Consider the following 25369-nt stretch of genomic DNA (forward strand, 5'->3'; position numbering starts at 1 on the left):
GCCAGTGAAGCCCGACTTTTCTAGGGAAATATGGGTATGGCAGGCACGAACAGCGAACGCACGCTGATCGCCGAAGGACCGGCGATCATCCTCGTTCATCCGCAACTGGGCGAAAATATCGGCATGGTGGCGCGCGCCATGGCGAATTTCGGCCTTGCCGAATTGCGCCTGGTCAATCCGCGCGACGGCTGGCCGAGCGAGAAGGCGATCTCCGCCGCCAGCAAGGCCGACCATGTCATCGAGGCAGCCAAGGTCTATCCGTCGCTGGAGGCGGCCGTCGCCGACCTCGAATTCGTCTATGCGACGACCGCGCGTGACCGCTATGGCTACAAGGAAGTGCGTTCTCCCGTCGTTGCCGCTGATGACCTGCGCATTCGTTTCCGGGCCGGCGAAAAGACCGGCATTCTCTTCGGCCGCGAGCGCACGGGCCTCACCAATGAGGAAATCGCGCTTGCCGACGAGCTGGTGACCTTCCCGGTCAACCCCGCCTTCGCCTCGCTCAATCTGGCGCAGGCCGTGCTTCTGATGAGCTACGAGTGGATGAAGAGCGGCCTTGCCTCCGTCGAGGACACCCCGTTCGACGCGCTGCCCCAGCGCCCCGCCAAGAAGGAAGAGTTGCAAGGCCTGTTCGACCATGTCGAGGAGACGCTCGATGCGCGCGGCTATTTCCGGCCTGCCGAAAAAAAGCCCAAACTGGTGGAGAACCTGCGCGCCATCCTGACGCGTCCTTCCTTCACCGGCACGGAGATCCAGGTGCTGCGCGGCATCATCTCCTGCCTCGATCGTTTCACCCCGGAATCGCCCCGTGGCGCGACGAACCCGAACCGTACACGCAACCGCCGGCCCAAGGTGCCCCGTGACGACGACGAATAGTGCCAAACCTATCCTGGTCTTCGATAGCGGCATCGGCGGTCTGACCGTTCTGCGCGAGGCGCGCGTGCTGATGCCGGAGCGGCACTTCATCTATGTCGCGGACGATGCCGGGTTTCCCTATGGCCCTTGGGAAGAGCCGGCGCTGAAGGCGCATGTCATCGCGCTCTTCGGCAAGCTGCTCGCAGAACACGACCCGGAAATCTGCGTCATCGCCTGCAACACCGCCTTCACGCTGGTGGGTGCCGATCTGCGCGCCGCCTTTCCCGCCATGCCTTTCGTTGGCACCGTGCCCGCCATCAAGCCCGCCGCCGAGCGCACGCGCTCCGGCCTCGTCTCGGTGCTCGCCACCCCCGGCACGGTCAAACGCGCCTATACGCGCGACCTCATCCAGTCCTTCGCCAGCCAGTGCGACGTGCGCCTCGTCGGCTCGGAGCGCCTTGCGCCCATGGCGGAGGCCTATATCCGCGGCGAAACGCTCGCCGACGACACGGTGCGCGCCGAGATCGCGCAATGTTTCATCGAACAGGACGGCCGTAAGACGGACATCGTCGTGCTCGCCTGCACGCATTACCCCTTCATGGCGAACCTCTTCCGCAAGCTCGCGCCCTGGCCGGTCGACTGGCTCGATCCCGCCGAAGCCATCGCCCGCCAAGCCCGCCGCCTCGTGCCGCCGCTCGAAACGCTGGCGCCGGGCGAGGATATCGCCGTCTTCACCTCCGGCAATCCGGATTTCTCCACCCGCCGGCTGATGCAGGGCTTTGGATTGCAAATCGAATCGAACTCACGCACAAACCGTTGAGGCGCCTGAATTTACGGGATGTCGGCGTTGCGGAGCATCTTGGCGTACTTGCCTTGGATGTTCGGTTATTGCGATCGGCGCCTTGAAGAGGAACACATGGAAATGAAACTTTCGAAGCGTCTTTTCCTGAAGGGCGCCTGCTGTGGTGCGGCTGTGCTCGGCACCGGCTTTGCAGCGTCGGCCTCCGCCGCAGACAATACGGTCGTTGCGCATGCGCCCGCGCCGACCGGTCTCTCACCGGACGAGGCGCTGGCGCTCTTGAAAAAAGGGAATGACGATTTCGTCGCCGATCGTGTTCCGGTTCTTCACATCGACCGCAAGCGCCGGCTGGAAATCGCCGAAGCGCAGCATCCCTTTGCCGTGCTTGTGGGATGCTCCGATTCGCGCGTTCCGCCGGAACTGCTGTTTGCGTGCGGATTGGGTGATCTGTTCATCGTGCGCGTCGCCGGAAACACGGTCGACATGGTCGGACTCGGCAGCATCGAATATGCGGTCGAGCATCTCGGCGTACCGCTGGTCGTGGTTCTTGGCCACGAACGCTGCGGTGCGGTGGCCGCGGCCGTCGCGGCGGTGAAGGATGGTGCGGACTACGACAGCGCGATCGAGGCGATGGTGGCGCCGATCCTGCCCTCCGTCCTGCATTCCACCCGCCTGGAGGGGGATTTGCTGGACAATTCCGTTCGGGAAAACGTCAAGCGCGTGGTTGAGCGCTTGCGGATTTCCACCGACGTCATCACCAGCAAACTTGAGGCCGGTAAGCTGAAGATCGTCGGAGCCCGTTACGACCTCGATGAAGGAAAGGTCGATTTCTTCGTCTGACCCTCATCTGGGGTCTGCCGCAAAACTGTGGGTTTTGCGCGTTGTTGCGGACAAATCGCGCGGATCGGTGATAGACCTCCCGCCACGCGCGCGGTCCAACAGAACCGCGGCTGTCTTTCGGACGGAAACGAGGAATGGCATGAAGGTCGGCATCGACATGGGAACGGTGCAGGGCGGCGCACCGGCCAGGCTCGATATCGAGGAACTGCTGGCGACCCGCCTGCTGGTGCAGGGCAATTCGGGCTCTGGAAAGTCGCATCTGCTGCGCCGCCTGCTCGAACAGTCCGCGCAATGGGTGCAGCAGGTCATCATCGATCCCGAAGGCGACTTTGTCACGCTGTCGGACCGATTCGGCCATGTGGTCGTCGATGGCGAGCGCACGGAAGCCGAACTCGTCGGCATCGCCAACCGCATCCGCCAGCACCGTGTCTCCTGCGTGCTCTCGCTCGAAGGGCTTGAAGCCGACGAGCAGATGCGCGCGGCCGGCATCTTCCTCAATGCGCTCTTCGATGCGGACCGGGACTTCTGGTATCCGGTGCTCGTTGTCGTGGACGAGGCGCAGCTCTTTGCGCCGGCCTCCGGCGGCGAAGTGTCGGAAGAAGCGCGAAAACTCTCGCTCGGCGCCATGACCAACCTGATGTGCCGCGGCCGCAAGCGCGGCCTGGCCGGCGTCATCGCCACGCAACGGCTGGCGAAACTCGCCAAGAACGTCGCGGCCGAGGCCTCCAACTTCCTGATGGGCCGCACCTTCCTCGATATCGACATGGCGCGCGCCGCCGACCTGCTCGGCCTCGACCGCCGGCAGGCGGAAATGTTCCGCGACCTGCCGCGCGGCTCCTTCGTGGCGCTTGGCCCCGCGCTGTCGCGCCGCCCGCTGCCGGTGGAAATCGGCGCCGTGGAAACCTCCGCGCGTTCGACCAGTCCGAAATTGATGCCGCTGCCGGATGCACCCCAGGACGTCGAAGACCTGATCTTCACGCCCGACCCTGAGGAATTTTCACGCCCGCTGGTGCGCCGCGCGCCGCCGGCGCCGCGGCCGACGACGGATATTCTCGCCGAATTGTCCCGCGTCCGGCCGGAGCCGGTGGCGGAACCGGCGAAGGCGGCGGCGCCTGAAATTACCGCCGAGGAGCGCGAAGACCTGCTCGACCGCACGCTTGCCGAAATCCTCGGTCATCCCGATGCGGCCTTCCGGGCGGATGCTGAACTGTTCCAGGATTTCCTCGTGCGCTGCCGCATTCGCCGCGTGCCCGGCGCGCCGCTCTCGCTGCCGGCCTTCCGGCGCAAGATGGCGGTGGCGCGTTCGGGCGTCGATGCCGAGACGGCGGGTACGGAGATCTGGGCGAGGGCGCTCGATCTGTCCCGCAGCGTCACCGAGGACCTGCAGGGCGTGTTCCTGCTCGTGGCGCAGGCCGCCGTGCGCGGCCTTGCCTGCCCGTCGGATGCGATGATCGCGCGCGCCTACGGCACCCATTCTGCCCGCCGTGCGCGGCGTCTGCTCGGCTATTTCGAGGAGCAGGGGCTTGTCGTCGTGCACAGCGATCTCGCCGGCCATCGCATCGTCGCCTTCCCGGATCTCGGCTGCGAGACGAAGCCCGGCGATGCCAATGGGCCGGACCTGACGGATTCCCGGCAGGATGCGGCGGAATAGTCGGATTTTCCGGGCGCCGCGCGTTGACAAATTTGTGAAACCCGCCTAATGACCCGCCAACGCCGGGCAGCAATGTCCGGTGTTTCATTTGACATGTCCCGTGGATTCTCCGGTCGCGATCGTGAGAAACCTGTCGGAGCCTCGAAAAGGTTCAGAGGAGGGCGTGTTTCCTTCAGCCGGTCCGGCAACGGGCAGGCGATAACAAGACTAAAGGAAATGCGATGAGCAAGCGCGCTGCATCCAAGTACAAAATCGACCGCCGTATGGGCGAAAACATCTGGGGCCGTCCGAAGTCCCCGGTCAACCGCCGCGAATACGGCCCCGGCCAGCACGGCCAGCGCCGCAAGTCCAAGCTTTCGGACTTCGGTGTTCAGCTCCGCGCCAAGCAGAAGCTGAAGGGCTACTATGGCGACATCCGCGAGAAGCAGTTCCGCGCGATCTTCGCTGAAGCCGAGCGCCGCAAGGGCGACACCCCGGAAAACCTGATCGGCCTGCTCGAATCGCGCCTCGACGCGATCGTGTACCGCGCCAAGTTCGTTCCGACGGTCTTCGCTGCCCGTCAGTTCGTCAACCACGGCCACGTCAAGGTCAACGGCGTTCGCGTCAACATCGGTTCCTACCGTTGCAAGCCGGGCGACGTCATCGAAGTCAAGGACAAGTCCAAGCAGCTCGTCACGGTTCTGGAATCCGTTGGCCTCGCTGAACGCGACGTTCCGGACTATATCGAAGTCGATCACAACAAGATGGTCGCCACCTTCGTCCGCATCCCGGTTCTCTCCGACGTGCCCTACGCCGTCGTCATGGAACCGCACCTGGTCGTCGAATTCTACTCGCGTTAATCGCGGTCGACACCTTGCGAAATCTGGAAAAGCCGCCAAGAGATTGGCGGCTTTTTCTTTTGGGGGAAACGGCATGACGGATTTGCAGGCTATCGTCGACGAGATCCATGCGACGCTGACGCCGCGGCGCGGTGAGGGCAGGGTGGCGAATTACATTCCGCAGCTTGCGCATGTGGACCCGCAGAAGTTCGGCATGGCTGTCGTCAGTGTCGATGGCACGACATATCTCGCGGGCGACGCGGAAGAAGCCTTCTCGATCCAGAGCATCTCCAAGGTTTTCACGCTCACGCTGGCGCTCGGCAAACATGGCGAGGCGATCTGGAAGCGGGTGGGGCGCGAGCCGTCGGGTTCCGCCTTCAACTCCATCGTCCAGCTGGAGCACGAGGGCGGCATTCCGCGCAATCCCTTCATCAATGCCGGCGCCATCGCGATCACGGACCTCATTCTGGCCGGCCATACGCCGAAGGAGGCAATCGGCGAGATCGTGCGCTTCCTGCGCTACCTCGCGGATGAGGACGACATCATCATCGACCAGGCCGTGGCGCGGTCCGAGCAGGCGACGGGGTTTCGGAATTTCGCGCTCGCCAATTTCATGCGCTCCTTCGGCAAGCTCGACCACGCTGCCGAACTGGTGCTCGGCGTCTATTTTCACCAATGCGCGCTGGCGATGAGCTGCCGCCAGCTCGCCAAGACGGGGCTGTTCCTCGCCAACAGCGGCACCAACCCGCTGACGGGCCACCGCGTCGTCTCGCATATGCGCGCGCGGCGCATCAACGCGCTGATGCTGACCTGCGGCCACTATGACGGCTCGGGCGACTTCGCCTATCGCGTCGGCCTGCCGGGCAAGAGCGGCGTCGGCGGCGGCATCCTCGCCGTGGCGCCGGGCAAGGCCTCGGTTGCGGTGTGGTCGCCGGGGCTGAACGACAACGGCAACTCGCTGCTCGGCTCGCTGGCGCTGGAAATGCTGGCGGCGCGGACGGGCTGGTCGGTCTTCGGGGCTTGATTGTGAGCCGCGTTCGGGGCATTGCAAACCCATGACCCTCGCATTTGCAGATACCGACGACGACGCACCGGACGACGGCCGTCATCCGCTCTTTGCGGATGCGCCCCGAAGCGTCTCCTTCAACAAGCTGCGCAAGCGCCTGCTGCGGCAGGTGCGCCAGGCGATGGACGACTTTTCCATGTTGAAGGGCCAGAAGCGCTGGCTCGTCGGCGTCTCCGGCGGCAAGGACAGTTATGGCCTGCTGGCGCTGTTGATGGACCTGCAATGGCGCGGCCTGCTGCCGGTAGAACTCATCGCCTGCAATCTCGACCAGGGCCAGCCGAATTTTCCAAAACACATCCTGCCGGAATACCTGTCCTCGATCGGCATCGAGCACCGCATCGAATACCGCGACACCTATTCCATCGTGAAGGAAAAGGTGCCGGCGGGGGCGACCTATTGTTCGCTGTGCTCGCGACTGCGGCGCGGCAATCTCTATCGCATCGCGCGCGAAGAGGGCTGCGATGCGCTGGTGCTCGGCCATCATCGGGAAGACATTCTCGAAACCTTCTTCATGAATTTCTTCCACGGCGGCCGGCTCGCCGCCATGCCGCCGAAGCTCCTGAACGACGAGGGCGACCTCATGCTGCTGCGCCCGCTCGCCTATGCGGCGGAGGAGGACCTCGCGAAATTCGCGGCCGCCATGCAGTTCCCGATCATTCCCTGCGATCTCTGCGGCTCGCAGGACGGCCTCCAGCGCAATGCGATGAAGGCGATGCTGGCCGATATCGAGACGCGCATGCCGGGCCGCAAGGACGCCATGCTGCGGGCACTCGGCCACACCAACCCGTCCCATCTTCTCGACCCGAAACTTTTCGATTTCTCCTCCCTCGAAACGGTAAGACACGAATGACGACGATTGACATCAATGCCCTGGCGCTGGTGCTTGCACAGGCGGCAGAGGCCGAAATCCGCCCGCGCTTTCGCGCACTCGCCAAGAGCGACATCCGCACCAAGGCGGACGCCAACGATCTGGTGACGGAGGCCGACGAAGCGGCCGAACGCTTCATCAAGAAAGAGGTCGCGGCACAGTTCCCCGGCGTGCTCTTCGTCGGCGAGGAATCGGTCGCGGCCGATCCGGCGCTGCTCCCGAAGCTTGGCCGTGCCGAGCTTGCCATCGTCGTCGACCCGATCGACGGCACGTTCAACTTCGCCTCCGGCGTGCCGCTCTTCGGCGTCATGGCGGCGATCGTCTCCGGCGGCGAGACCGTCGGCGGCATCATCTACGACCCGATGGGCGATGATTTCGTGATGGCGGAAAAGGGCGGCGGCGCCTGGCAGACCGGCGATCACCGCCCGGCCGTCAAGCTGAAGACGCGGGGCGCGGCGCCGCTCGAAGCGATGACCGGCATGGCCTCCACGAGCTTCCTCGATCGCGATCGTCGCGCGCGCATCCTGTCGAACCTCGCCAAGGTGGCCTTCGTTTCGAACTATCGCTGCGCGGCGCACGAATACCGCACCTTCGCCGGCGGCCACTTGCATTACCTGATGTACAATAAGCTGATGCCCTGGGACCACCTGGCCGGCACGCTCATCGCCCAGGAAGCCGGTGCCTACGCCGCCCGCTTCGACGGCTCGCCCTACCAGCCGCACCATGTCGAGGGCGGCCTGCTGGTCGCGCCTGACAAGGACAGCTGGGAGATGCTGCGCCGCGAGGTCTTTGTCGACTGAGGCGGTTTCCGATCCAACAAAAAGGCCCGGCTGCATCCGCAACCGGGCTTTTTCTTTGCCTGCAACTTCTCCTCCCGTCATCCTCGGGCTCGACCCGAGGATCCATCCGCACCCGCAGCGTGGATGGTCGGGTCAAGCCCGACCATGACGGCGGAGAGGTATGGAGCCTGCTTCAAACCGGCTGGTTATGCGGCTGGAACAGCTTCCCGTGCTCGGCGATCAGCACGAAGATCAGGCCGATGATCGACAGCGAGAAGAAGCCCATGACGAGGGGCAACGCCGTGCCGTTGAAAGCCTGGCCGATGATCGCACCGAGGATCGTGCCGCCGGCCGTGCCCATGAAACCGAGCACCGAGGAGGCCGTGCCGGCGACGTGGCCGAGCGGCTCCATGGCCAGCGAGTTGAAGTTCGAGCCGATCCAGCCGAACTGGAACATCGACAGCGCGAAGAGCACGATGAAGATGGCGAATGGCACATGCGGCGCCCAGACGAGCGTCAGAAGCAGCCACAGCGTGTTGACGGCGAGGAAGCCGAGCAATGCGCCATGCGACAGCCGGCGCATGCCGAACTGGCCGACGAGCCGCGCATTGACGAAGGACGACAGCGCCATGAAGGCCGCAACGCCGGCAAAGGCGACCGGGAACCAGACGCCAAGCCCGTAGATGCCGACATAGATCTGCTGCGCCGAGTTGATGAAGCCGAACAGCGCACCGAAGATGAAGGTGCTCGCCAGCGTGTAGCAGAGCGCCACGCGGTTGGTCAGCACGATGCGGAAGCCTTGCAGCACCGAGCGCACCGTGAAGGGGCGCACGTCATCGGCATGCAGCGTTTCCGGCAGGCGAAAATACATCCAGGCCCACACGACGGATGCCATGACGGCCATGAAGACGAAGATCAGGTGCCAGTCGCCGAACAGCATGACGACCTGGCCCGTGCCCGGCGCCAGCACCGGCACGACCATGAAGACCATCATGATGAGCGACATGACCTCCGCCATCGCGCGCCCGCCGAAAATGTCGCGCACGATGGAGATGGTGATGACGCGCATGGCGGCCGAGCCGATGCCCTGGATGAAGCGCAGCGCGAGCAGCGCCGCGAAGCTCGGCACGAAGATTGCAGCCAGCGATGACACGACATAGACACCGAGGCCGAAGAACATCGGCGCGCGGCGGCCGAACCGGTCCGATATCGGGCCGTAAAGCAGCTGCGCGAAGGCGAAGCCGATCAGGTAGGCGGAAATGACATATTGCCGGTGGTTCTCGTTCTCGACGCCGAGGCTGGCGCCGATTTCCTGCAGGCCGGGCAGCATGATGTCGATGGCGAGAGCATTGAGCGCCATCAGCAGCGCCATGAGCGCAATGAATTCTATCTTGCCCATGCCTTTGAGGCGCTGGGCCGATTCGGGGGATAGTCCGGACATAAGAATTTATTCCATAAAAGAGAGAAGGCGCCGCTGGGAATGCGGCGCCTTTAAAAGCTTGGCCGGCCGGAAGGACCGTGAAGCGTCAGGCAGCGCCCTTGATCGAAATACCCTGTTCCTGAAGATGGGACTGCAATTCGCCCGACTGGAACATCTCGCGCACGATGTCGCAACCGCCGACGAACTCACCCTTCACATAAAGCTGGGGAATGGTCGGCCAGTTGGAATAGTCCTTGATGCCCTGGCGGATGTCGGCGTCGGCGAGCACGTTGATGCCCTTGTAGTCCACACCCACATAGTCGAGGATCTGCACGACCTGACCGGAGAACCCACACTGCGGGAACTCCGGCGTGCCTTTCATGAAGACGACGACGTCGTTGTTCTTTACTTCGTTTGCGATGAAATCGTGGATGCTCATTGCAGTATTCCTTGGCAAATCGGCTTCAAGGGCCGATGCGATGAACCGTCCGCCCTAGATAACAATCTCGGATGACAATTGCCAGAAGGCCCTCAGAAAAAACGCAAGGGGCTCCCTTACGATTTCCGGGGCTGTTGCGCGATGGTCGCGCCCTACCGGCTGCGCTGGCGCGAGCGGCTGGCGGCGGTGCGGCGTCGGCTCACCTGCTTGCGCGTGCGCCGGGCCGGCTTCTTCGCCGCCGGCTTCAGCGCCGCTTCGAGGATGTCGCCGAGGAGACCGCCGGAGGCCTTCTTGCGCGTCGTCGTCCTGCGGCGCGTGCGCTTGGCCGTTGTCTTGCGCACGCCGGTCTTCTTCAGCACTTCCTTGAGCGCCGCATCGACCACGCCGGAGACGAGTTCATCGAGGAGACCGGCCATGGCGGATTACTCCGGAATGGAGGTCTGGAGGGCGAGCGCATGCAGCACCCCGCCCATATTGCCCTTCAGGGCGTCATAGACCATCTGGTGCTGCTGCACCCGGGTCTTGCCGCGAAACGCTTCCGCGACGACCTCGGCCGCATAGTGATCCCCGTCGCCGGCAAGATCGCGGATGACAACCTTCGCGCCGGGAATGCCGGACTTGATCATGTCTTCGATATCGCCGGGTGACATAGGCATGTGGACTGCTCCCTTATAATTATTCCGCGGCGGCAGCGGCGTTGCCGTTGCCATCCATGAAGTCAGGGAACCACGATTCATGGGTGTTGCGCAATTGCTCAATGGCGAGCGACAGGCGACCCTCCACGACGAGCGCATCGCCGCCCACCGTGCCCAGACGGCGGAACGGCACGCCCGCACCCTCGGCATTGGCGCTGAGGAAGTTGGCGAGATCGGCCGGGACGGCGATGACGTAACGCGCCTGGTCTTCGCCGAAGAGCAGCGCGTGTGCCGGGCCGTTCGAACCCGAGAGATCGACCGTGGCGCCCTTGCCGGACGACATCGCCATTTCGACGAGTGCGACCACGAGGCCGCCCGAGGAAATGTCGTGGCAGGCGGTAACCTGGCCGTTGCGGATGGCCGAGCGCACGAAATCGCCGTTGCGACGTTCCGCATGCAGGTCGACTTCCGGCGCCGGACCATCGACGATGCCGAGCACGTCGCGCAGATAGACCGACTGGCCGAGATGGCTGCCGTCGACGCCGATCAGGATAAGCTGGTCGCCGTCCTTCGCGCCGCCGATCTTGGCCATGGTGGACCAGTCCGGCAGCAGGCCGACACCGGCAATGGTGGGGGTCGGCAGGATCGCGATGCCGTTCGTCTCGTTGTAGAGCGAGACGTTGCCGGAAACGATCGGGAAATCGAGTGCGCGGCAGGCTTCGCCGATACCCTGGATGGCCTTGACGAACTGACCCATGATTTCCGGCTTTTCCGGGTTTCCGAAGTTCAGGTTGTCGGTGGAGGCAAGCGGCTCTGCGCCGGTCGCCGTGATGTTGCGCCAGCATTCGGCAACGGCCTGCTTGCCGCCTTCGAACGGATCGGCCTCGACATAACGCGGGGTGACGTCGGAGGAGAAGGCGAGCGCCTTGGTGGCATGGCCTTCGACGCGCACGACGCCGGCGTCGCCACCGGGGATCTGCAGCGAATTGCCCTGGATCAGCGTGTCATACTGCTCGTAGACCCAGCGGCGGCTCGACTGGTTCGGCGAACCGACGAGCTTCAGCACGGCCTCATTGTAGTCGGCTGGCTCGGCCACCAGGTTTGCCGGCAGCGGCGAGGGCTTGCCGGGCTCGCGCCAGGGGCGGTCATATTCCGGGGCCTGGTCGCCCAGGTCCTTGATCGGCAGGTTCGCGACTTCCTCGCCCTGGTGCAGGATGCGGAAGCGCAGGTCGTCCGTTGTGTAGCCGACGATGGCGAAATCGAGGCCCCACTTGACGAAGATCGCCTTGGCGACCTCTTCCTTGGCGGGCTCCAGAACCATGAGCATGCGCTCCTGGCTTTCCGACAGCATCATCTCGTAGGCGGTCATTTGCTCTTCGCGGACGGGCACGAGATCGAGGTCCAGCTCGATGCCGAGGTCGCCCTTGGCGCCCATTTCGACGGCGGAGCAGGTGAGGCCGGCCGCACCCATGTCCTGGATGGCGATGACAGCGCCGGTCTGCATCAGTTCGAGGCAGGCTTCCAGCAGGCACTTTTCGGTGAAGGGGTCGCCGACCTGTACGGTCGGGCGCTTCTCCTCGATCGACTCGTCGAATTCGGCCGATGCCATGGTGGCGCCGCCGACGCCGTCACGGCCGGTCTTGGCGCCGAGATAGACGACCGGCAGGCCCACGCCCTTGGCTTCCGACAGGAAGATCGCATTGGACTTGGCAAGGCCCGCCGCAAAGGCGTTGACGAGGATATTGCCGTTGTAGCGCTCGTCGAACTCGACTTCGCCGCCGACCGTCGGCACGCCGAAGGAATTGCCGTAGCCGCCCACACCGGCAACGACGCCGGACACGAGGTGGCGGGTCTTCGGGTGGTCGGGCGCGCCGAAGCGCAAGGCGTTCATCGCCGCAACCGGGCGGGCGCCCATGGTGAAGACGTCGCGCAGGATGCCGCCGACGCCGGTCGCAGCCCCCTGGTAGGGCTCGATATAGGACGGGTGGTTGTGGCTCTCCATCTTGAAGACCACGCAGTCGCCATCGTCGATATCCACCACGCCGGCATTTTCGCCCGGGCCCTGGATGACGCGCGGACCCTTGGTCGGCAGCGTGCGCAGCCAGCGCTTGGAGGATTTGTATGAGCAGTGCTCGTTCCACATGGCCGAGAAGATGCCGAGTTCGGTGAAGGTCGGTTCGCGGCCGATCAGCGAGAGGATGCGGTCATATTCATCCGGCTTCAGCCCGTGGGCGGCAATCAGCTCCGGGGTGATCGGGCGGGTGTTCGAAATGGTCATCGTCGCTCGTCTTGTCGGTGGAGGGCAGCTTTGCGGTCTCTTTACCTCATGCTGCTTTGCAGTGCGACAGGAAAATGACCTGCAATCACAGGCGAAGGAGGCCGTCAGGCGAGGCTGTCGTAACCCGTCGGGCCATGGACGAGCAGACGGCGAAGCCGCGTCAGGCCGGACACGACATCCTCGCGGTTTTCCGGCGGCGAGAAGCCGATGCGGACACGGTGAAACGTCTTCTCCGAGCGGCCGGCCTTGAACTCGTCCTCGTCGTCGATGAGGATATCTTCCGCAAAGGCGGCCTGGCGGAACGTGCCGGACAGCCAGGGATCGGGCAGCTTCAGCCAGAGGAACGGCACGCGCGGATGCGACGCAAAATCCAGCCCGGCGAAAATCTCCCGCGCGATCGCCTCGCGCGCCTGCACCTCGTCGGCGACGGCGCTGCGGATGGCGTCGGCCGTGCCTGAGAGCACGAGGCGGGCGGCGACTTCCGCCAGCAGGAAGGGCAGGCCGCCGCTCACCATCTTGTGGGCAATGCGCACGCGCTGCGCCAGGTGCGGCGGGCAGGCGATCCAGCCGCCGCGAACGCCGGCAGCCACGCTTTTCGACAGGCCGCCGACGAGGAAGGTCCGATCCGGCGCGATCTCGGCCAGCAGCGGAATGCCGTTGTCGACGGTGGCGCCGTAGAGATTGTCCTCGATCAGCCAGACATTGTGCCGCTTGGCAATGGCCGCGATGGCGCGGCGGCGGTCCTCGGGCATGGTGGAGAGCGTCGGGTTTTGCGCGGCGCTCATCAGGAAGGCGAGCTTGGGGTGCTGCTGCACGCAGACGCGCTCGAAATCGTCCGGGATCACGCCATAGGCATCCGATTCGACGAGCGCCGTCTGGCGGCCGAGCAGGGCGGTGCCGCGGCTGACCTGGGAATAGGTGAGGTGCTCGAAGACGATACGGTCGCCGGGCGCGGTGATGACGGAGACGGCGGCGATGATGCCCGCATGCGCGCCAAGCGTCGGCACGATGCTGTCGATGCCGGGCTGCCAGCCGCCGCTGCCGAGCCAGCGCTGGCCCGCTTCCAGCCAGTGGCGCGGGAAATTGCGCGTGTAGCTCGCAATCTCGTTCGGCTGCTCCCGGCAGATTGCCGCCAGAATATCGGTAACGGCTACGGATTGGCCGATATCGGTCGCTGCGGTCGTGTCGAAGCGCAGTTTTCCGGGCGGCGCATTGGCGGCGCGCGTGCCGGCAAGCCTCGCGCTGACGGGATCGACGGCAGGGGAGGGATTGTGCTCCGACGTACCCAGCACATAGGTGCCGCGGCCCACTTCGCCGCTGACGAGGCCGCGTTCGCGCACCATGCTGTAGGCGCGGCTGACGGTGCCGATGGTCACGCCGATGTCATAGGCGAGGTTGCGCTGCGGCGGCAGCTTGCTGCCCGAGGCGAGCGCGCCGGCATTGATCGCCTGCTCGATCTGGTCGGCGATGCGGACATAAAGCGGCCCGTCGGAGGCCTGGAGATCGGGAAGCCAATTTGTCATGGTGCCAATTCTTATATTGCACCACCGACAGAGTCAATTATCTCTTGAATGTATCGATTGCTACTATTGCAGTGGCTTTTCAGGAGAATTGACAATGACAATTGATACAATATTCGCCGAATCCGGCCTCGAACCGCGTAGATCCCTGCGTGCAATTGCCTATCGCGGCTGGCTCGCCTTGCGCGCCCATTGCCTGAAGCGGCGCACGCGCCATGCCCTGCTGGAGCTCACCGACGACGAGCTGCGCGACATCGGCATCACCCGCACCGAGGCGCATCGCGAGGTCCGGAAATCGTTCTACTGGGATTGAGCCTTGGTGCTCAGCAGCCCTTGCCGCCGCCGGCCCAGCGCTGGACATCGCTCGCGATGCGCGCGCCGACGGCTTCGCCCATCATCGGGCCAAAGGCATCGAGCTTTGCCGGGTTGCCTTCCGCCTGCACGACGAGCAGCGGACGGGATTCCGGCGAATTGCGGTGCACGACGAGGATGCGCGGGCGGCCGGAGAAGGAGTTCAGCTCCGGCGCGAGGCGATAGGCCTTGAAGGCCGGGTCGCCCGACTTGAACCAGCAGCTGTTTGCCGCAAGTGCCACGCGCTCCATGGTCGGCAGCGCGCCGCCATTGACCTTCGGCGCCGGGGTCTTCGTCTGGCAAGCGGCCAGAGCCGCGACGGCGGCGAGCGGCAGGAGAAGCTTGGCTGGGAGAAGAGGGCGCATGAAAAGCCTTTCGGGAATGGACATGCGCCCTTGATAACAAGCGTGCGTTAAGCAGCGATTACGTCGAGCACCGATGCGAAGAGGCCGCGGCCATCCGAACCGCCATGCGCGGCCTCGATAAGGTTTTCCGGATGCGGCATCAGGCCGAGCACGTTGCCCTTCGCGTTGATGACGCCGGCAATGTCGTTCAGCGAGCCGTTCGGGTTGGTGCCTTCGGCATAGCGGAACACGACCTGGCCATTGCCTTCGATCGCGGCAAGCGTCTCGGCATCGGCGAAGAAGTTGCCGTCGTGGTGGGCGACCGGGCAGCGGATGATCTGGCCCTTGTCGTAAGCGCGGGTGAAGTCGGTCTCGGCATTCGCCACTTCCAGCTTCACTTCGCGGCAGACGAATTTCAGCGAGGCATTGCGCATCAGCGCGCCGGGCAGCAGGCCCGCTTCGAGCAGGATCTGGAAGCCGTTGCACACGCCCAGAACCTTCACGCCGGCTTCCGCCTTCGCCTTGATCGCCTGCATGACGGGCATGCGCGCGGCAATCGCGCCGCAGCGCAGGTAATCGCCATAGGAGAAGCCCCCTGGAATGACGATCAGGTCGACATCCGGCAGGTCTGTTTCCGTCTGCCAGACGGTGACCGGTGCTACGCCGGAAATCTTGGTCAGCGCCGCGATCATGTCGCGGTCACGGTTGAGGCCGGGAAGTTGGACGACGGCGGACTTCATGGGTGTGGTTCAAACCTTGCCTGGGCCTCGGCGAGTTCACGCAGTTCGAGGCGGTTTTCGATACGGTCGAGGCGTTGGTCGACGCGCTCCAGCCGCGAATAGATGTGATGAACGTCCTGCTGCACGGTCACGATTGCTCCGCGCATCGTGATCATCTCGCTACGAAGGTCGGAAAGGCCCGTGTCCAATTTGTCCATTCGGGCATGGATGCTTTTCAGCACCTCGTAGAGCAGTTCGTTCGTGACCTCTGCCATTGCCTATGTCCTTCAACCGTCAGGCGAGGGCGATAGTATAATTCTCGATTACCGTGTTGGCCAGCAGCTTGTCGCACATCGCCTTGAGGTCGGCTTCGGCCTTGGCGCGGTCGGCGGTGGCGAGTTCCAGGTCGAAAACCTTGCCCTGGCGGATAGCGCCGACGCCTTCGAAGCCGAGGCTGCCGAGCGCGCCTTCGATCGCCTTGCCCTGCGGGTCCAGAACACCGTTCTTGAGCGTCACCGTTACGCGTGCCTTGATCATGTCTTCCTCTTCAAACCAAATATGTTCGGCTGGCCGGTGAAGGGTTACTTCACCAGGACCGGACCGGTGCCGCGCACGGGCTCGTTTTCGTTGATGATGCCCAGGCGCCGGGCGACTTCCTGATAGGCTTCCAGCAGCCCGCCGAGATCGCGGCGGAAGCGGTCCTTGTCCATCTTCTCCTGGGTCGCGATGTCCCACAGGCGGCAGCTGTCCGGTGAAATCTCGTCGGCGATGATGATACGCATCATGTCGCCTTCATAGAGGCGGCCGCACTCGATCTTGAAATCGACGAGCTGGATGCCGACGCCGAGGAAGAGGCCGGAGAGAAAGTCGTTGACGCGGATGGCGAGCGCCATGATGTCGTCGAGTTCCTGCGGGCTCGCCCAGCCGAAGGCGGTAATGTGCTCTTCGGAGACCATCGGGTCTTCGAGCGCATCAGCCTTGAAATAGAATTCGATGATGGAGCGTGGAAGGACGGTGCCTTCCTCGATGCCGAGGCGCTTGGAGAGCGAACCTGCGGCGACGTTGCGCACGACCACTTCGAGCGGGATGATCTCGACTTCCTTGATCAGCTGCTCGCGCATGTTGAGGCGGCGGATGAAATGGGTCGGGATACCCATCTTGTTGAGCTGCGTGAAGAGGAACTCGGAGATGCGGTTGTTCAGCACGCCCTTTCCGTCGATGACATCGTGTTTCTTCTTGTTGAAGGCGGTCGCATCGTCCTTGAAGAACTGGATCAGCGTGCCTGGCTCAGGGCCTTCATAAAGAATCTTGCCCTTGCCCTCGTAGATACGGCGGCGACGGTTCATGGATTTTTCTCTGTTGTTGGCGCGCTTGGGGGCCGCGCAGGTGTCGTTCGTTTGCGCTCCCATAAACGAAATGCTGCACTTTAACAATCGGCGTCTCGCCCGATCCCCCGTTTTCCGGCCTTCCCGGAACTTCCGAAGTCACGAAAGTTCGCGTTGCACTTTTGCCGTCGTTTTGATTTATGGGCGGGGAACCCAACGGGCAAAAGAATCTACGGGAGTCATGGATGACCAACATGCAGGATCGGGAAAAGGCCTTCGAGGCCAAGTTCGCGCTGGACGAGGAACTGCGCTTCAGGGCCGAGGCACGCCGCAACAAGCTGGTCGGCCTCTGGGCTGCCGGCCTGCTCGGCAAGACGGACGCCGATGCGGACAGCTATGCGAGAGACGTCGTGGCCGCCGATTTCGAGGAAGTCGGCCATGAGGATGTCGTGCGCAAGATCAAGGCCGATTTCGACGCTGCCGGCGTTGCCCGCAGCGAAGACGAAATCCGCGTCCAGATGCTGGAGCTTCTCGCTGTCGCGATCGCCCAGGTCGAAGCGAGCTGATCAGCGGCTGCAATCACCTACAGGAAAAGCCGTCCGGTGATGCCGGGCGGCTTTTTCATTTCTATTGGATGATGGCGCGGCGGACTTCATTTTGCAGGTCGCGCACGGTACCGGCCTGGCTGCGCCATTCCTGCCGCTGCACGAAATCCGGTATGGCCTCGGCCGGCATGGGGCGGGCGAGCGCGTAACCCTGCAGGATATCGCAGCCGAGATCGCGCATGATGGCGACATGCGCCGGCGTCTCGACGCCCTCGGCCACGACCTCGATGTTCAGCGAGCGGCCGATTTCCACGATGGTGGCGACGAGCTTGCGCTGGCCCGGCGAGCGGCTGACCGGCTTGACGAGCTGGCGGTCGATCTTGAGGCGCCGGGGGCTCAGCTTCATCAGGCTGACGATGGAGGCATGGCCGGTGCCGAAATCGTCGATTTCGATATCGATGCCGAGCCTGCGCATCTCCGAGAGGTTTTCCAGCACGGTGCGGTCGCAATCGTCGAGGAAGATCGATTCCAGCAGTTCGAAGGAGAGCGATTTGGGGCGGATGTCGAGCGTGCGCAGCGAATGGGCAAGCTCCGGGTCGTGCAGGCGTTTCGACGAGACATTGGCCGAGATCTTGGCGATGCCCAGCCCCTGTGTTTCCCATCGCGCAAAATCGGCAAGCGACTGTTCCAGCACGATGCGGTCGATCGTCGCCACGCAGTCGAGGTCTTCCGCGATCTTCAGGAAGGCATCGGGCGCGAGAATGCCGCGTGTGGGGTGATCCCAGCGGGCCAGCGTCTCGACGCCGACGATATCGAGCGTGCGGGCGCAGAACTGCGGCTGGTAATAGGGCAGGAAGCGCCGCTGCTCGATGCCGGAGAGGATCTCGTCGGCCGTCTGCTTGTTGACGATGATCTGCGCCTGGAAATCGCTGGTGAAGAATTCGTGCCGGCTTCGCCCGCGGTTCTTGGCGCGGTAGAGCGCGAGGTCGGCATTGACGAGCAGCTGCTTGGCATCGATCGCCGCGCCCGAAAGGCTGGCAATGCCGACGCTGGCGCCGAAGCGGCAAATATGGCCGTTGAAGGTGACGGGCTTGCGCATGGCATCGACGATCGCCTCGGCAAGCGTCGCGAGGTTGCGCCCACCCGAGCCCGTGGAAAGGAAGACGAATTCGTCACCGCCGATGCGCGCGACAAAATCATCCGGTCCCTTCAACGCGTTCAACAGGCCCGCGGCATGCACCAGCATCTGGTCGCCGGCGAGGTGGCCGAGCGTGTCGTTGATCTCCTTGAAGCGGTCGAGATCGATATGCAGCACAGCGAGCCGGCTGCCGGTCTCCTGCGCCTCCTTCGCGGCGGCCTGGATGGTTGCGTCGAGATAGCGGCGGTTCGGCAGGCCGGTCAGGTGGTCGTGCAGCGCGGTATATTCGATGCGCGCCCTTGCCGCTTCCAATTCGTCGTTGCGGGCTTCGGCAAGATCCTTGGCGCGCTTCAGCTCTTCCTGCAGGCGCACGTCGCCGGTGACGTCCCAGTTCGCGCCGATGAGGCGGGGTACGCCGGTGAGGTCGACATAGGGTGCGGCGCGTCCCCGCACGTGACGGATCTCGCCATCGCCGCGGATGATACGGAACTCGTTGACGAAGTCCTGGCCGCGGAAGATGCCGTCGGCGACGGTCATCGTGGCCTTGAGGCGATCGTCAGGATGAAGCGCGCGCTCCCAGGTCTCTGAATCCGGGTCTCCGTCGAGGCCATATATGCCGATCATGCGGTCGTCCCAGCGCACGTCGGATGTCTTGAGATTGATCTCGAAGACACCGATTCGCGATATGTCGAGGGCCAGTTCCAGGCGGCGGGACATCTGCGCGAGCCGTTCTTCCGCTTCCTTGTGCTCCGTGATGTCCGTGTCCGTGCCGGCGATACGGCTCGGCTTGCCGTCCGGGCCGTATTCGACGACCGCACCACGGCTCTCGATCCAGATCCAGTGTCCGTCCTTGTGCCGTTCGCGGTAGCTGAAGACGTTGAAGGATGCTTCGCCGCTTTCCTGCTTGGCGATTTCGGCCAGCACATGCGCCCGGTCGTCCGGATGCACGGTCTGGATCCACGTGTCGAGCGAGGTGTCAATCGGATCGTCCGGCCGCAGGCCGCGGATGGTGCGCCACTGGCGGGAATAGAAGAGGTCGCCGCGCGCGAAATCATGGTCCCAGACGCCTTGGCCGGCGGATTCCAGCGCATGGTTCCAGCGGCTTTCCCGTTCCGCCAGTTCGAGCGCGTTGCGCTTGCGTTCGTCGACATCGATCGTCTGGACGATCATGGCCGGGCTCAACGCCTCGCCGGGAAGGGCGGGCGGCTCGATGAAGGAGGCGAGCACCCAAAATTCGCTGCCGTCCGCCCGCAGCAGGCGCACTTCCCAGGGCGCCTGTTCGGCGAGGTGCGGGCGCATGGCGAAGGCGATGGCCGGGCGATCCTTGGGCGACACGCAATCCGTGAAAGGCGGGAGATCCGCGAAAGACGCGACGCCGAATGCGCGCAGCAGGCTGGCATTCGCATCGATGATGCGGCCATCGGCGTCGAGCGCTGCAAAACCGAAGCCGGAGCGCGCAAAAAGCTGGCGATAAAACGGCTCGGGCTCCGCTTCTCGCACGGCAATGGAGGTCGAACCGAAAGGTTTGGCCATGAAACGCGGCGCCTGCTTGAACTAAACAGCCAGAGCGTGCAGGATTTCTATGAAATTCCTCTTAATGACGAAATACCACCTTCGTCATAGAAGCTTCATTCGGGGGCCTTCAGACGGCTCAGGAACTGCGCGAAGACCATCGTGCCCTCCGGCCAGGGGCCGTGGCCGGATTCCGTGTTGATATGCCCGGCCTCACCGGCATCGAGCAGCAGCGAACCCCAGGCGGCGGCGATGTCGTCGGCATGTTCATAGGTGCCGAACGGGTCGTTGCGGCTGGCGACCACCAGCGACGGGAAGGTCAGCGGCTCGCGGGGATACGGCCCGAAGGTCGTCAGGTGTTTCGGGCGGATATCCGGGTTGGCGACATCCGGCGGTGCCACGAGGAAGGCGCCTGCGACCTTGTTGCCGAAATGGGGCGCGGCATGGATGGCGGCGGCGACACCGAGCGAATGGGCGACGAGCACGACGGGTTTCGTCGCGGCGGCCACTTCCTCGACCACGCGCTGGACCCAGTCTTCCCGCACGGGCTTCGACCACTCGGCCTGCTCGACGCGGCGCGCCGAGCCGAGCTTGTTCTGCCAGCGGCTCTGCCAGTGTTCCGGCCCGGAATTAGTGTAGCCGGGAACGATGAGGATTTCTGCTTCTGACGCTTTCATGCGGTCGCATGTGCGTTCACGAAGTCCTGAAGTCAAGAGGGGAGGACAAATCGCCGCCCGGGTGTATAATCCCCCATCTTCGATGCAATGACGGCCGGCCGTACTGGCGGACGATTGCCCTCCACGCGCGCACGGGCCGTGACGGTTTCAAACCGGCAAGGAGGCGTGATCATGGCGACTTTTCATGTGATGGCAGGCTCGGACAGCGTGGTGGCGCGTCCGGCGATCCGCCGGATCGGGCTGTCCGACGTGTGGGATGCATTGGCGCGCGGTTTTGACGATTTTCGCGCAAAACCCTCGCACTATGTCTTCCTCAGCCTGATCTATCCGATCTCGGGCGTGGTGCTGGTCACCTGGAGTTCCGGCGCCAACCTGCTGCCGCTGATCTTTCCGCTGATCGCCGGTTTCGCGCTGCTCGGCCCGTTCTTCGCCATCGGCCTCTACGAGATCAGCCGGCGGCGAGAGCGCGGCATGGACACGTCCTGGCGCCATGCGCTGGAGGTGCGCCATTCGCCGGCGCTGCCCTCCATCCTTGCCGTCGGCGCCATGCTGATGGCGCTTTTCGTCGCCTGGCTCGTCTTCGCGCAGATCCTCTATACCAACCTGTTCGGGCCGGAGCCGCCGCAGTCGCTGGCGCTGTTCCTCGCCTCCATCTTCAGTTCCGAAAACGGGCTGCTGCTGATGCTGGCGGGCAATGCCATCGGCTTCTGCTTCGCGCTCGTCGTGCTGGCGACGACCGTCATCGCCTTTCCGATGCTGCTCGACCGGGATGTCGGCGCCGTCTCGGCGATGGAAACGTCGCTGCGCGCGACGCTGGTCAACCCCGTGCCGATCGCCTGCTGGGGCCTGATCGTCGCGGCGCTGCTCATCATCGGCACGGTGCCGCTCTTCGTCGGCCTTGCCGTGGTCATGCCGATCCTCGGCCATGCCACCTGGCATCTCTACCGCAAGATCGTGGTCGATGAACCGCAATAGAACGTTCGCGGGTGGAACGAGCGCCAGGAGGAGGGCGCAAGGCCGCCCGTCAGAGGGGGGCGATGGCGCCATTGGCGGCGATGGCGCCATTGGCGCCATCGCCGTTTCTGGCCCTCACTTGGTCAGCGGATAGCACTTGTCGGTGGAGAAGGTGCCGTCGTTGAAGCCCATCTGGCAGACGACGACCCCGTCGTCCTTTTGCAGGAAGACTGCATAGCTTTCGGAAATCGGCGCCACGTTGATAATGTCGTAGCCGGCCTTCAGCAGTTCGATGATGGATTGCGGCGTTTGCGCCTGCGCGGTGCCGGCGAATGATGCGGCCAAAGCAATTGCAGAACAAAATGCGGCAGCAAGAAACTTCATGTTCAGCCCCCAGGATGCGTGCGGCATTGCACGCAAGGGAAGTCTAATACAGAGTTTCCGGCCGGCGAAGGGGCTTCGCCGGCACGTTTGGGGATCGATGTCAGACGGTGCCAAAGACGCGATGGAAGATCGTGTCGACGTGCTTGGTGTGGTAGCCGAGGTCGAATTTTTCGCGGATCTGCTCTTCGGACAAGGCGGCGCGCACTTCGGTGTCGGCGAGCAGCTCTTCCAGGAAATCCTTGCCCTGTTCCCAGACCCGCATCGCATTGCGCTGCACGAGGCGGTAGGCGTCTTCGCGCGAAACGCCGGCTTGCGTAAGGGCAAGCAGGACGCGCTGCGAATGAACCAGCCCGCGGAACTTGTTGAGATTCTTCAGCATGTTGTCCGGATAGATCACCAGCTTCTCGATGACGCCGGCAAGCCGGTTCAGCGCGAAGTCGAGCGTGACCGTCGTGTCCGGGCCGATGGCACGCTCGACGCTGGAGTGGGAAATGTCGCGCTCGTGCCAGAGTGCCACGTTTTCCATCGCCGGCGTCACGGCCATGCGCACGAGGCGAGCGAGGCCCGTCAGGTTTTCCGTCAGCACCGGGTTGCGCTTGTGCGGCATGGCTGAAGAACCCTTCTGGCCCGGCGAGAAGAACTCTTCGGCCTCCAGCACTTCCGTGCGCTGCATGTGGCGGATCTCGATCGCGACATTCTCGATCGACGAGGCGATGACGCCGAGCACGGCGAAGAACATGGCGTGGCGGTCACGCGGGATGACCTGCGTGGAGACCGGCTCCGGGGTCAGGCCGAGCTTTTCGCAGACATGCTCTTCGACGCGCGGATCGATATTGGCGAAGGTGCCGACGGCGCCGGAGATCGCGCCGGTGGCGATTTCGGCGCGGGCCGCGACGAGGCGGGCGCGGTTGCGGTCCATCTCGGCGTAGAAGCGGGCGAGCGTCAGGCCCATCGTCGTGGGCTCGGCGTGGATACCGTGACTGCGGCCGATGCGGATCGTGTCCTTGTGCTCGAAGGCGCGGGCCTTCAGCGCGGCCAGCACGCGATCCATGTCGGCGAGCAGGATATCGGCGGCGCGCACGAGCTGGATGTTGAAGGTCGTGTCGAGCACGTCGGACGACGTCATGCCCTGGTGCACGAAGCGGCTGTCGGGGCCGACGAATTCGGCGAGATGCGTCAGGAAGGCGATGACGTCGTGCTTGGTGACGGCTTCGATCTCGTCAATGCGGGCGACGTCGAATTCCGCCTTGCCGCCCTTTTCCCAGATGGTCTCGGCCGCCGATTTCGGGATGACGCCCAGATCCGCCAGCGCGTCGCAGGCATGCGCCTCGATCTCGAACCAGATGCGGAACTTCGTTTCGGGCGACCAGATGGCGACCATGTCCGGTCGGGAATAGCGGGGGATCATCGGCTCAAGACTTTCTCAGGTGGGCGTTGCCGCCGCTTTAGCAAAGATGGCCGGCAAGCTCAACGCATGTATGCGGGCATGCAACGCGCGAGCCACAGGCTGGCGCCCGCAAGCAGCGGCAATCCCGCCGGCAGGTAGAGCCCGAGGCCCATGACGAGGAACTGGTAGCAGGCGCCGAGCGACGTGAAGACGAACTGGTAGGCCCAGATGCGCGTGCCGAAGGGCTGGTGCCATTGCGCATAGAAAAGCCGGTAGTCCATGGCGAAGAAGAAGGCGGTCAAGGCGACGGTGCCGAGGCCGAGCAGCGCGAAATGGGCAGCAAAACGCGTCTCGACGGTGCGGCGACGCGTTAGCAGGCGCGCCATCGGTAGCGCGATGAGCCAGGCGGCAAGGCCGCCTGCGGCATAGATGGACAGGATCGTTTGGAGATGAAAGGTCTCGGCGCGCCCCTGCATCACAAGCGAGATGTAAGCACAGGCGGCCATCAGCAGGCTCCAGCCGATGGCGCCGCCGAGATGGAGCGGCAGGGCGGGCAGGATTGGAGTCGGTTCGCGGAAGGCTGCGCCCGTCGTGCCTGCCGCAAGTTCCATGCTCAAGGCCGGAAGGGAACGGCGATCCAGCGGCCGTCGCTGCCCTCGAAGCCGAAGCTGCGCACGAGCACCAGCGCGACATGGACCGGATCGGCGCCGAGCGGGCTGAAGGTCACGGCACCGGAGATCTGGTAGGAATGGGGGCAGTTGCGGCTGTCCGGAACGCGCGTGTCCTCGTGGAGCACCTCATCGGCCGCCGCACCGTTGCGCTTGACGAGCTTCAGGCGAAAACCCTTGCCGCCCTCGATCACCAGGTCGCGGCAGCGGTCGGACACCTCGAGCGGGATGTCGTCGATCGCCAGCGCAAAGCTGCCGCCGGGCGTCGGTTCGATGGCATATTGCAGATATTCGAGGCGCTTGCGGTCGACGCCCACTTCGCCGACCGGGTTGAAAGCAGCCAGCGCGCCGGGATTGGAAAGCACCTTGTGCTGTTCGATCAGGCTTTTCGCCTTGCCGAGGCTTTCGGCGCGCGCCTTGGCAAGGTCCGCCTCCTCGTCATCGATGCGCACGCGGATCGGCGTGCCGGAGAGAAAGGAATCCTTCTCCGTGTCGATGAAATAGAGGTTGGAATAGGGAAAGCCGGACCCGTCCTGGACGCCGAATTCCTCGTAGGCGAAGACCTTTCCGTCCGGCGAGAAGCCGAGCGTCTGGTAGCTCGCGAAGTCGCCGGCCGATGCGCCGGCCGCAGCCAGCAGGGAGGCGAGCAGCGCGATCGTCGCCCTTCCGAAAACCGTCACGCCCGCGCACCCTCCGCATTGCTGCGCAGAGTGTCGATGGTTTTGCGATAGGCGTCAACATGGCCGCCGCCGAAGATGGCGGAGCCGGCGACGAAGACATTGGCGCCGGCGGCGGCGGGCAGCGCGATCGTATCGACCGCGATGCCGCCATCGACCTGGATGTCGATCGGCCGGTCGCCGACCATTTTACGCACGCGGCGCAGCTTTTCCTGCATCGACGGAATGTATTTCTGGCCGCCGAAACCCGGGTTGACCGTCATGACGAGGATGAGGTCGATCTTGTCGAGAAGGTAGTCGAGCACGCTTTCCGACGTCGCGGGATTGATCGACACGCCGGCGCGTTTGCCCAGCGCCTTGATCGCCTGCAAAGAGCGGTCGAGATGCGGGCCGGCCTCGGCATGCACCGTGATGCTGTCGCAGCCCGCCTTGGCGAAGGCTTCGAGATAGGGATCGGCCGGCGCGATCATCAGGTGGCAGTCGAAGAAGGCGTCGGTGTGCGGGCGCAGCGCCTTGATGACATCCGGGCCGAAGGAAATGTTCGGCACGAAATGCCCGTCCATGATGTCGAGGTGGATCCAGTCCGCCCCGGCCGCGACGACGTCGCGCACTTCCTGGCCGAGCTTGGCATAGTCGGCGGCGAGGATGGAGGGCGCGATCCGGATGGGAAGGGTCATGTCAGGCTCCTTGAGAAAGGATGTGGGCACGGATTTTGCCGTCGCC

General features: G+C 64.2%; 29 protein-coding genes. 11 read left to right on the plus strand and 18 right to left on the minus strand.

Annotated elements, in window-relative coordinates; translation table 11 throughout:
- Positions 1-36 precede the first annotated feature (36 nt).
- The 8 genes from AC1Q6Z_RS23550 (at position 37) to AC1Q6Z_RS23585 (ending at position 7694) form a co-directional block, all read left to right on the plus strand.
- Positions 37-873, plus strand: a complete 837-nt coding sequence (locus tag AC1Q6Z_RS23550; RefSeq protein ID WP_492649492.1) for an RNA methyltransferase — start codon at positions 37-39, stop codon at positions 871-873.
- Entirely contained in the window at positions 857-1672 is an 816-nt protein-coding gene (gene murI, locus AC1Q6Z_RS23555) for a glutamate racemase (RefSeq protein ID WP_492649493.1), read from the plus strand. The genes AC1Q6Z_RS23550 and murI overlap by 17 nt, the downstream gene beginning before the upstream one ends.
- Positions 1673-1690: 18 nt before the next feature.
- Positions 1691-2491, plus strand: a complete 801-nt coding sequence (locus AC1Q6Z_RS23560) for a carbonic anhydrase (RefSeq protein WP_492649494.1) — start codon at positions 1691-1693, stop codon at positions 2489-2491.
- Positions 2492-2630: 139 nt separating this feature from the next.
- Positions 2631-4142: an ATP-binding protein gene (locus tag AC1Q6Z_RS23565; RefSeq protein ID WP_492649495.1), complete on the plus strand. Its 1512-nt coding sequence runs from the start codon at positions 2631-2633 to the stop codon at positions 4140-4142.
- 221 nt (positions 4143-4363) lie between these two features.
- The gene (rpsD, locus tag AC1Q6Z_RS23570) at positions 4364-4981 is read left to right on the plus strand and encodes a 30S ribosomal protein S4 (RefSeq protein WP_256115713.1); all 618 of its coding nucleotides are present in this window, start codon (positions 4364-4366) and stop codon (positions 4979-4981) included.
- A gap of 73 nt (positions 4982-5054) precedes the next feature.
- The gene (locus AC1Q6Z_RS23575; protein WP_492649496.1) at positions 5055-5984 is read left to right on the plus strand and encodes a glutaminase; all 930 of its coding nucleotides are present in this window, start codon (positions 5055-5057) and stop codon (positions 5982-5984) included.
- 31 nt (positions 5985-6015) lie between these two features.
- The gene (gene ttcA, locus AC1Q6Z_RS23580) at positions 6016-6876 is read left to right on the plus strand and encodes a tRNA 2-thiocytidine(32) synthetase TtcA (RefSeq protein WP_492649497.1); all 861 of its coding nucleotides are present in this window, start codon (positions 6016-6018) and stop codon (positions 6874-6876) included.
- Complete coding sequence (locus tag AC1Q6Z_RS23585; RefSeq protein WP_492649498.1) at positions 6873-7694, plus strand: inositol monophosphatase family protein; 822 nt, start codon at positions 6873-6875, stop codon at positions 7692-7694. The genes ttcA and AC1Q6Z_RS23585 overlap by 4 nt, the downstream gene beginning before the upstream one ends.
- Before the next feature lie 172 nt (positions 7695-7866).
- Here AC1Q6Z_RS23585 and AC1Q6Z_RS23590 read toward each other — a convergent pair whose 3' ends face one another.
- The 6 genes from AC1Q6Z_RS23590 to AC1Q6Z_RS23615 all read right to left on the minus strand — a co-directional run bounded on the left by AC1Q6Z_RS23590 (position 7867) and on the right by AC1Q6Z_RS23615 (position 13968).
- On the minus strand, positions 7867-9072 hold the full coding sequence (locus AC1Q6Z_RS23590; protein WP_256116176.1) for a multidrug effflux MFS transporter: 1206 nt from the start codon (positions 9070-9072) through the stop codon (positions 7867-7869).
- Between the two features lie 127 nt (positions 9073-9199).
- Complete coding sequence (gene grxD / locus AC1Q6Z_RS23595) at positions 9200-9532, minus strand: Grx4 family monothiol glutaredoxin (protein WP_256115717.1); 333 nt, start codon at positions 9530-9532, stop codon at positions 9200-9202.
- Positions 9533-9684: 152 nt separating this feature from the next.
- Positions 9685-9948 carry a hypothetical protein gene (locus AC1Q6Z_RS23600; protein WP_492649499.1) on the minus strand — a complete coding sequence of 88 codons (264 nt, stop codon included), beginning with the start codon at positions 9946-9948 and terminating at the stop codon, positions 9685-9687.
- 6 nt (positions 9949-9954) lie between these two features.
- Positions 9955-10188, minus strand: coding sequence for a BolA/IbaG family iron-sulfur metabolism protein (locus AC1Q6Z_RS23605; protein ID WP_256115719.1), 234 nt, complete (start codon positions 10186-10188; stop codon positions 9955-9957).
- A 19-nt stretch (positions 10189-10207) separates the two neighbouring features.
- A complete protein-coding gene (gene purL / locus AC1Q6Z_RS23610; RefSeq protein ID WP_492649500.1) occupies positions 10208-12445 on the minus strand; it encodes a phosphoribosylformylglycinamidine synthase subunit PurL in 2238 nt (745 codons plus the stop codon).
- A gap of 104 nt (positions 12446-12549) precedes the next feature.
- Positions 12550-13968: an aminotransferase-like domain-containing protein gene (locus AC1Q6Z_RS23615; protein ID WP_492649501.1), complete on the minus strand. Its 1419-nt coding sequence runs from the start codon at positions 13966-13968 to the stop codon at positions 12550-12552.
- A 94-nt stretch (positions 13969-14062) separates the two neighbouring features.
- Here AC1Q6Z_RS23615 and AC1Q6Z_RS23620 point away from each other — a divergent pair, with 94 nt between their 5' ends.
- Positions 14063-14278 carry a DUF1127 domain-containing protein gene (locus AC1Q6Z_RS23620; RefSeq protein WP_492649502.1) on the plus strand — a complete coding sequence of 72 codons (216 nt, stop codon included), beginning with the start codon at positions 14063-14065 and terminating at the stop codon, positions 14276-14278.
- A gap of 10 nt (positions 14279-14288) precedes the next feature.
- Here AC1Q6Z_RS23620 and AC1Q6Z_RS23625 read toward each other — a convergent pair whose 3' ends face one another.
- From AC1Q6Z_RS23625 to purC, 5 genes are read right to left on the minus strand one after another with little or no spacing between them, the layout of a single operon-like run.
- The gene (locus AC1Q6Z_RS23625) at positions 14289-14681 is read right to left on the minus strand and encodes a hypothetical protein (RefSeq protein WP_256115723.1); all 393 of its coding nucleotides are present in this window, start codon (positions 14679-14681) and stop codon (positions 14289-14291) included.
- A gap of 47 nt (positions 14682-14728) precedes the next feature.
- Positions 14729-15400 (minus strand): phosphoribosylformylglycinamidine synthase subunit PurQ, encoded by a 672-nt coding sequence (gene purQ, locus AC1Q6Z_RS23630; RefSeq protein WP_319321620.1) that lies wholly within the window; start codon positions 15398-15400, stop codon positions 14729-14731.
- The gene (locus AC1Q6Z_RS23635; RefSeq protein WP_256115725.1) at positions 15397-15654 is read right to left on the minus strand and encodes a hypothetical protein; all 258 of its coding nucleotides are present in this window, start codon (positions 15652-15654) and stop codon (positions 15397-15399) included. Before AC1Q6Z_RS23635 ends, purQ begins: the two co-directional genes overlap by 4 nt.
- A gap of 19 nt (positions 15655-15673) precedes the next feature.
- On the minus strand, positions 15674-15916 hold the full coding sequence (gene purS, locus AC1Q6Z_RS23640; RefSeq protein ID WP_256115726.1) for a phosphoribosylformylglycinamidine synthase subunit PurS: 243 nt from the start codon (positions 15914-15916) through the stop codon (positions 15674-15676).
- 44 nt (positions 15917-15960) lie between these two features.
- Positions 15961-16725 carry a phosphoribosylaminoimidazolesuccinocarboxamide synthase gene (gene purC / locus AC1Q6Z_RS23645; RefSeq protein WP_256115728.1) on the minus strand — a complete coding sequence of 255 codons (765 nt, stop codon included), beginning with the start codon at positions 16723-16725 and terminating at the stop codon, positions 15961-15963.
- 224 nt (positions 16726-16949) lie between these two features.
- Here purC and AC1Q6Z_RS23650 point away from each other — a divergent pair, with 224 nt between their 5' ends.
- Positions 16950-17270, plus strand: a complete 321-nt coding sequence (locus AC1Q6Z_RS23650) for a DUF1476 domain-containing protein (RefSeq protein WP_319321611.1) — start codon at positions 16950-16952, stop codon at positions 17268-17270.
- A gap of 61 nt (positions 17271-17331) precedes the next feature.
- On the opposite strand, the gene AC1Q6Z_RS23655 is transcribed toward AC1Q6Z_RS23650, so the two are convergent.
- The gene (locus tag AC1Q6Z_RS23655; protein WP_492649503.1) at positions 17332-19920 is read right to left on the minus strand and encodes a sensor domain-containing protein; all 2589 of its coding nucleotides are present in this window, start codon (positions 19918-19920) and stop codon (positions 17332-17334) included.
- Positions 19921-20015: 95 nt separating this feature from the next.
- Positions 20016-20576, minus strand: coding sequence for an RBBP9/YdeN family alpha/beta hydrolase (locus AC1Q6Z_RS23660; RefSeq protein WP_256115732.1), 561 nt, complete (start codon positions 20574-20576; stop codon positions 20016-20018).
- A 171-nt stretch (positions 20577-20747) separates the two neighbouring features.
- On the opposite strand from AC1Q6Z_RS23660, the gene AC1Q6Z_RS23665 reads away from it, so the two are divergent.
- Positions 20748-21551: a DUF2189 domain-containing protein gene (locus AC1Q6Z_RS23665; RefSeq protein WP_492649504.1), complete on the plus strand. Its 804-nt coding sequence runs from the start codon at positions 20748-20750 to the stop codon at positions 21549-21551.
- Between the two features lie 114 nt (positions 21552-21665).
- Here AC1Q6Z_RS23665 and AC1Q6Z_RS23670 read toward each other — a convergent pair whose 3' ends face one another.
- The 5 genes from AC1Q6Z_RS23670 to rpe all read right to left on the minus strand — a co-directional run bounded on the left by AC1Q6Z_RS23670 (position 21666) and on the right by rpe (position 25323).
- Positions 21666-21950, minus strand: a complete 285-nt coding sequence (locus AC1Q6Z_RS23670; protein WP_492649505.1) for a hypothetical protein — start codon at positions 21948-21950, stop codon at positions 21666-21668.
- A 64-nt stretch (positions 21951-22014) separates the two neighbouring features.
- The gene (gene purB / locus AC1Q6Z_RS23675) at positions 22015-23322 is read right to left on the minus strand and encodes an adenylosuccinate lyase (RefSeq protein ID WP_492649506.1); all 1308 of its coding nucleotides are present in this window, start codon (positions 23320-23322) and stop codon (positions 22015-22017) included.
- A gap of 59 nt (positions 23323-23381) precedes the next feature.
- Positions 23382-23912 (minus strand): hypothetical protein, encoded by a 531-nt coding sequence (locus AC1Q6Z_RS23680; RefSeq protein WP_492649507.1) that lies wholly within the window; start codon positions 23910-23912, stop codon positions 23382-23384.
- 2 nt (positions 23913-23914) lie between these two features.
- Entirely contained in the window at positions 23915-24649 is a 735-nt protein-coding gene (locus AC1Q6Z_RS23685) for a DUF2259 domain-containing protein (protein WP_492649508.1), read from the minus strand.
- The gene (rpe, locus tag AC1Q6Z_RS23690; RefSeq protein ID WP_492649509.1) at positions 24646-25323 is read right to left on the minus strand and encodes a ribulose-phosphate 3-epimerase; all 678 of its coding nucleotides are present in this window, start codon (positions 25321-25323) and stop codon (positions 24646-24648) included. The genes AC1Q6Z_RS23685 and rpe overlap by 4 nt, the downstream gene beginning before the upstream one ends.
- Positions 25324-25369: the final 46 nt, after the last annotated feature.

The sequence above is a fragment of the Shinella sp. GW835-FHT14H05 genome (assembly GCF_058793575.1).

Excerpts from the sequence above, each read along its gene's own strand:
- AC1Q6Z_RS23655 (WP_492649503.1), bottom strand. The coding sequence starts at position 19,920 with ATGGCCAAACCTTTCGGTTCGACCTCCATTGCCGTGCGAGAAGCGGAG.
- AC1Q6Z_RS23590 (WP_256116176.1), bottom strand. The coding sequence starts at position 9,072 with ATGGGCAAGATAGAATTCATTGCGCTCATGGCGCTGCTGATGGCGCTC.
- AC1Q6Z_RS23565 (WP_492649495.1), top strand. The coding sequence starts at position 2,631 with ATGAAGGTCGGCATCGACATGGGAACGGTGCAGGGCGGCGCACCGGCC.
- rpe (WP_492649509.1), bottom strand. The coding sequence starts at position 25,323 with ATGACCCTTCCCATCCGGATCGCGCCCTCCATCCTCGCCGCCGACTAT.
- AC1Q6Z_RS23605 (WP_256115719.1), bottom strand. The coding sequence starts at position 10,188 with ATGCCTATGTCACCCGGCGATATCGAAGACATGATCAAGTCCGGCATT.
- purL (WP_492649500.1), bottom strand. The coding sequence starts at position 12,445 with ATGACCATTTCGAACACCCGCCCGATCACCCCGGAGCTGATTGCCGCC.
- AC1Q6Z_RS23650 (WP_319321611.1), top strand. The coding sequence starts at position 16,950 with ATGACCAACATGCAGGATCGGGAAAAGGCCTTCGAGGCCAAGTTCGCG.
- AC1Q6Z_RS23615 (WP_492649501.1), bottom strand. The coding sequence starts at position 13,968 with ATGACAAATTGGCTTCCCGATCTCCAGGCCTCCGACGGGCCGCTTTAT.
- AC1Q6Z_RS23550 (WP_492649492.1), top strand. The coding sequence starts at position 37 with ATGGCAGGCACGAACAGCGAACGCACGCTGATCGCCGAAGGACCGGCG.
- AC1Q6Z_RS23680 (WP_492649507.1), bottom strand. The coding sequence starts at position 23,912 with ATGGAACTTGCGGCAGGCACGACGGGCGCAGCCTTCCGCGAACCGACT.
- AC1Q6Z_RS23665 (WP_492649504.1), top strand. The coding sequence starts at position 20,748 with ATGGCGACTTTTCATGTGATGGCAGGCTCGGACAGCGTGGTGGCGCGT.
- AC1Q6Z_RS23600 (WP_492649499.1), bottom strand. The coding sequence starts at position 9,948 with ATGGCCGGTCTCCTCGATGAACTCGTCTCCGGCGTGGTCGATGCGGCG.
- ttcA (WP_492649497.1), top strand. The coding sequence starts at position 6,016 with ATGACCCTCGCATTTGCAGATACCGACGACGACGCACCGGACGACGGC.
- purB (WP_492649506.1), bottom strand. The coding sequence starts at position 23,322 with ATGATCCCCCGCTATTCCCGACCGGACATGGTCGCCATCTGGTCGCCC.
- rpsD (WP_256115713.1), top strand. The coding sequence starts at position 4,364 with ATGAGCAAGCGCGCTGCATCCAAGTACAAAATCGACCGCCGTATGGGC.
- AC1Q6Z_RS23560 (WP_492649494.1), top strand. The coding sequence starts at position 1,691 with ATGTCGGCGTTGCGGAGCATCTTGGCGTACTTGCCTTGGATGTTCGGT.
- purC (WP_256115728.1), bottom strand. The coding sequence starts at position 16,725 with ATGAACCGTCGCCGCCGTATCTACGAGGGCAAGGGCAAGATTCTTTAT.
- purQ (WP_319321620.1), bottom strand. The coding sequence starts at position 15,400 with ATGAAGTCCGCCGTCGTCCAACTTCCCGGCCTCAACCGTGACCGCGAC.
- AC1Q6Z_RS23575 (WP_492649496.1), top strand. The coding sequence starts at position 5,055 with ATGACGGATTTGCAGGCTATCGTCGACGAGATCCATGCGACGCTGACG.
- AC1Q6Z_RS23585 (WP_492649498.1), top strand. The coding sequence starts at position 6,873 with ATGACGACGATTGACATCAATGCCCTGGCGCTGGTGCTTGCACAGGCG.
- purS (WP_256115726.1), bottom strand. The coding sequence starts at position 15,916 with ATGATCAAGGCACGCGTAACGGTGACGCTCAAGAACGGTGTTCTGGAC.
- grxD (WP_256115717.1), bottom strand. The coding sequence starts at position 9,532 with ATGAGCATCCACGATTTCATCGCAAACGAAGTAAAGAACAACGACGTC.
- AC1Q6Z_RS23625 (WP_256115723.1), bottom strand. The coding sequence starts at position 14,681 with ATGCGCCCTCTTCTCCCAGCCAAGCTTCTCCTGCCGCTCGCCGCCGTC.
- AC1Q6Z_RS23620 (WP_492649502.1), top strand. The coding sequence starts at position 14,063 with ATGACAATTGATACAATATTCGCCGAATCCGGCCTCGAACCGCGTAGA.
- AC1Q6Z_RS23635 (WP_256115725.1), bottom strand. The coding sequence starts at position 15,654 with ATGGCAGAGGTCACGAACGAACTGCTCTACGAGGTGCTGAAAAGCATC.
- AC1Q6Z_RS23660 (WP_256115732.1), bottom strand. The coding sequence starts at position 20,576 with ATGAAAGCGTCAGAAGCAGAAATCCTCATCGTTCCCGGCTACACTAAT.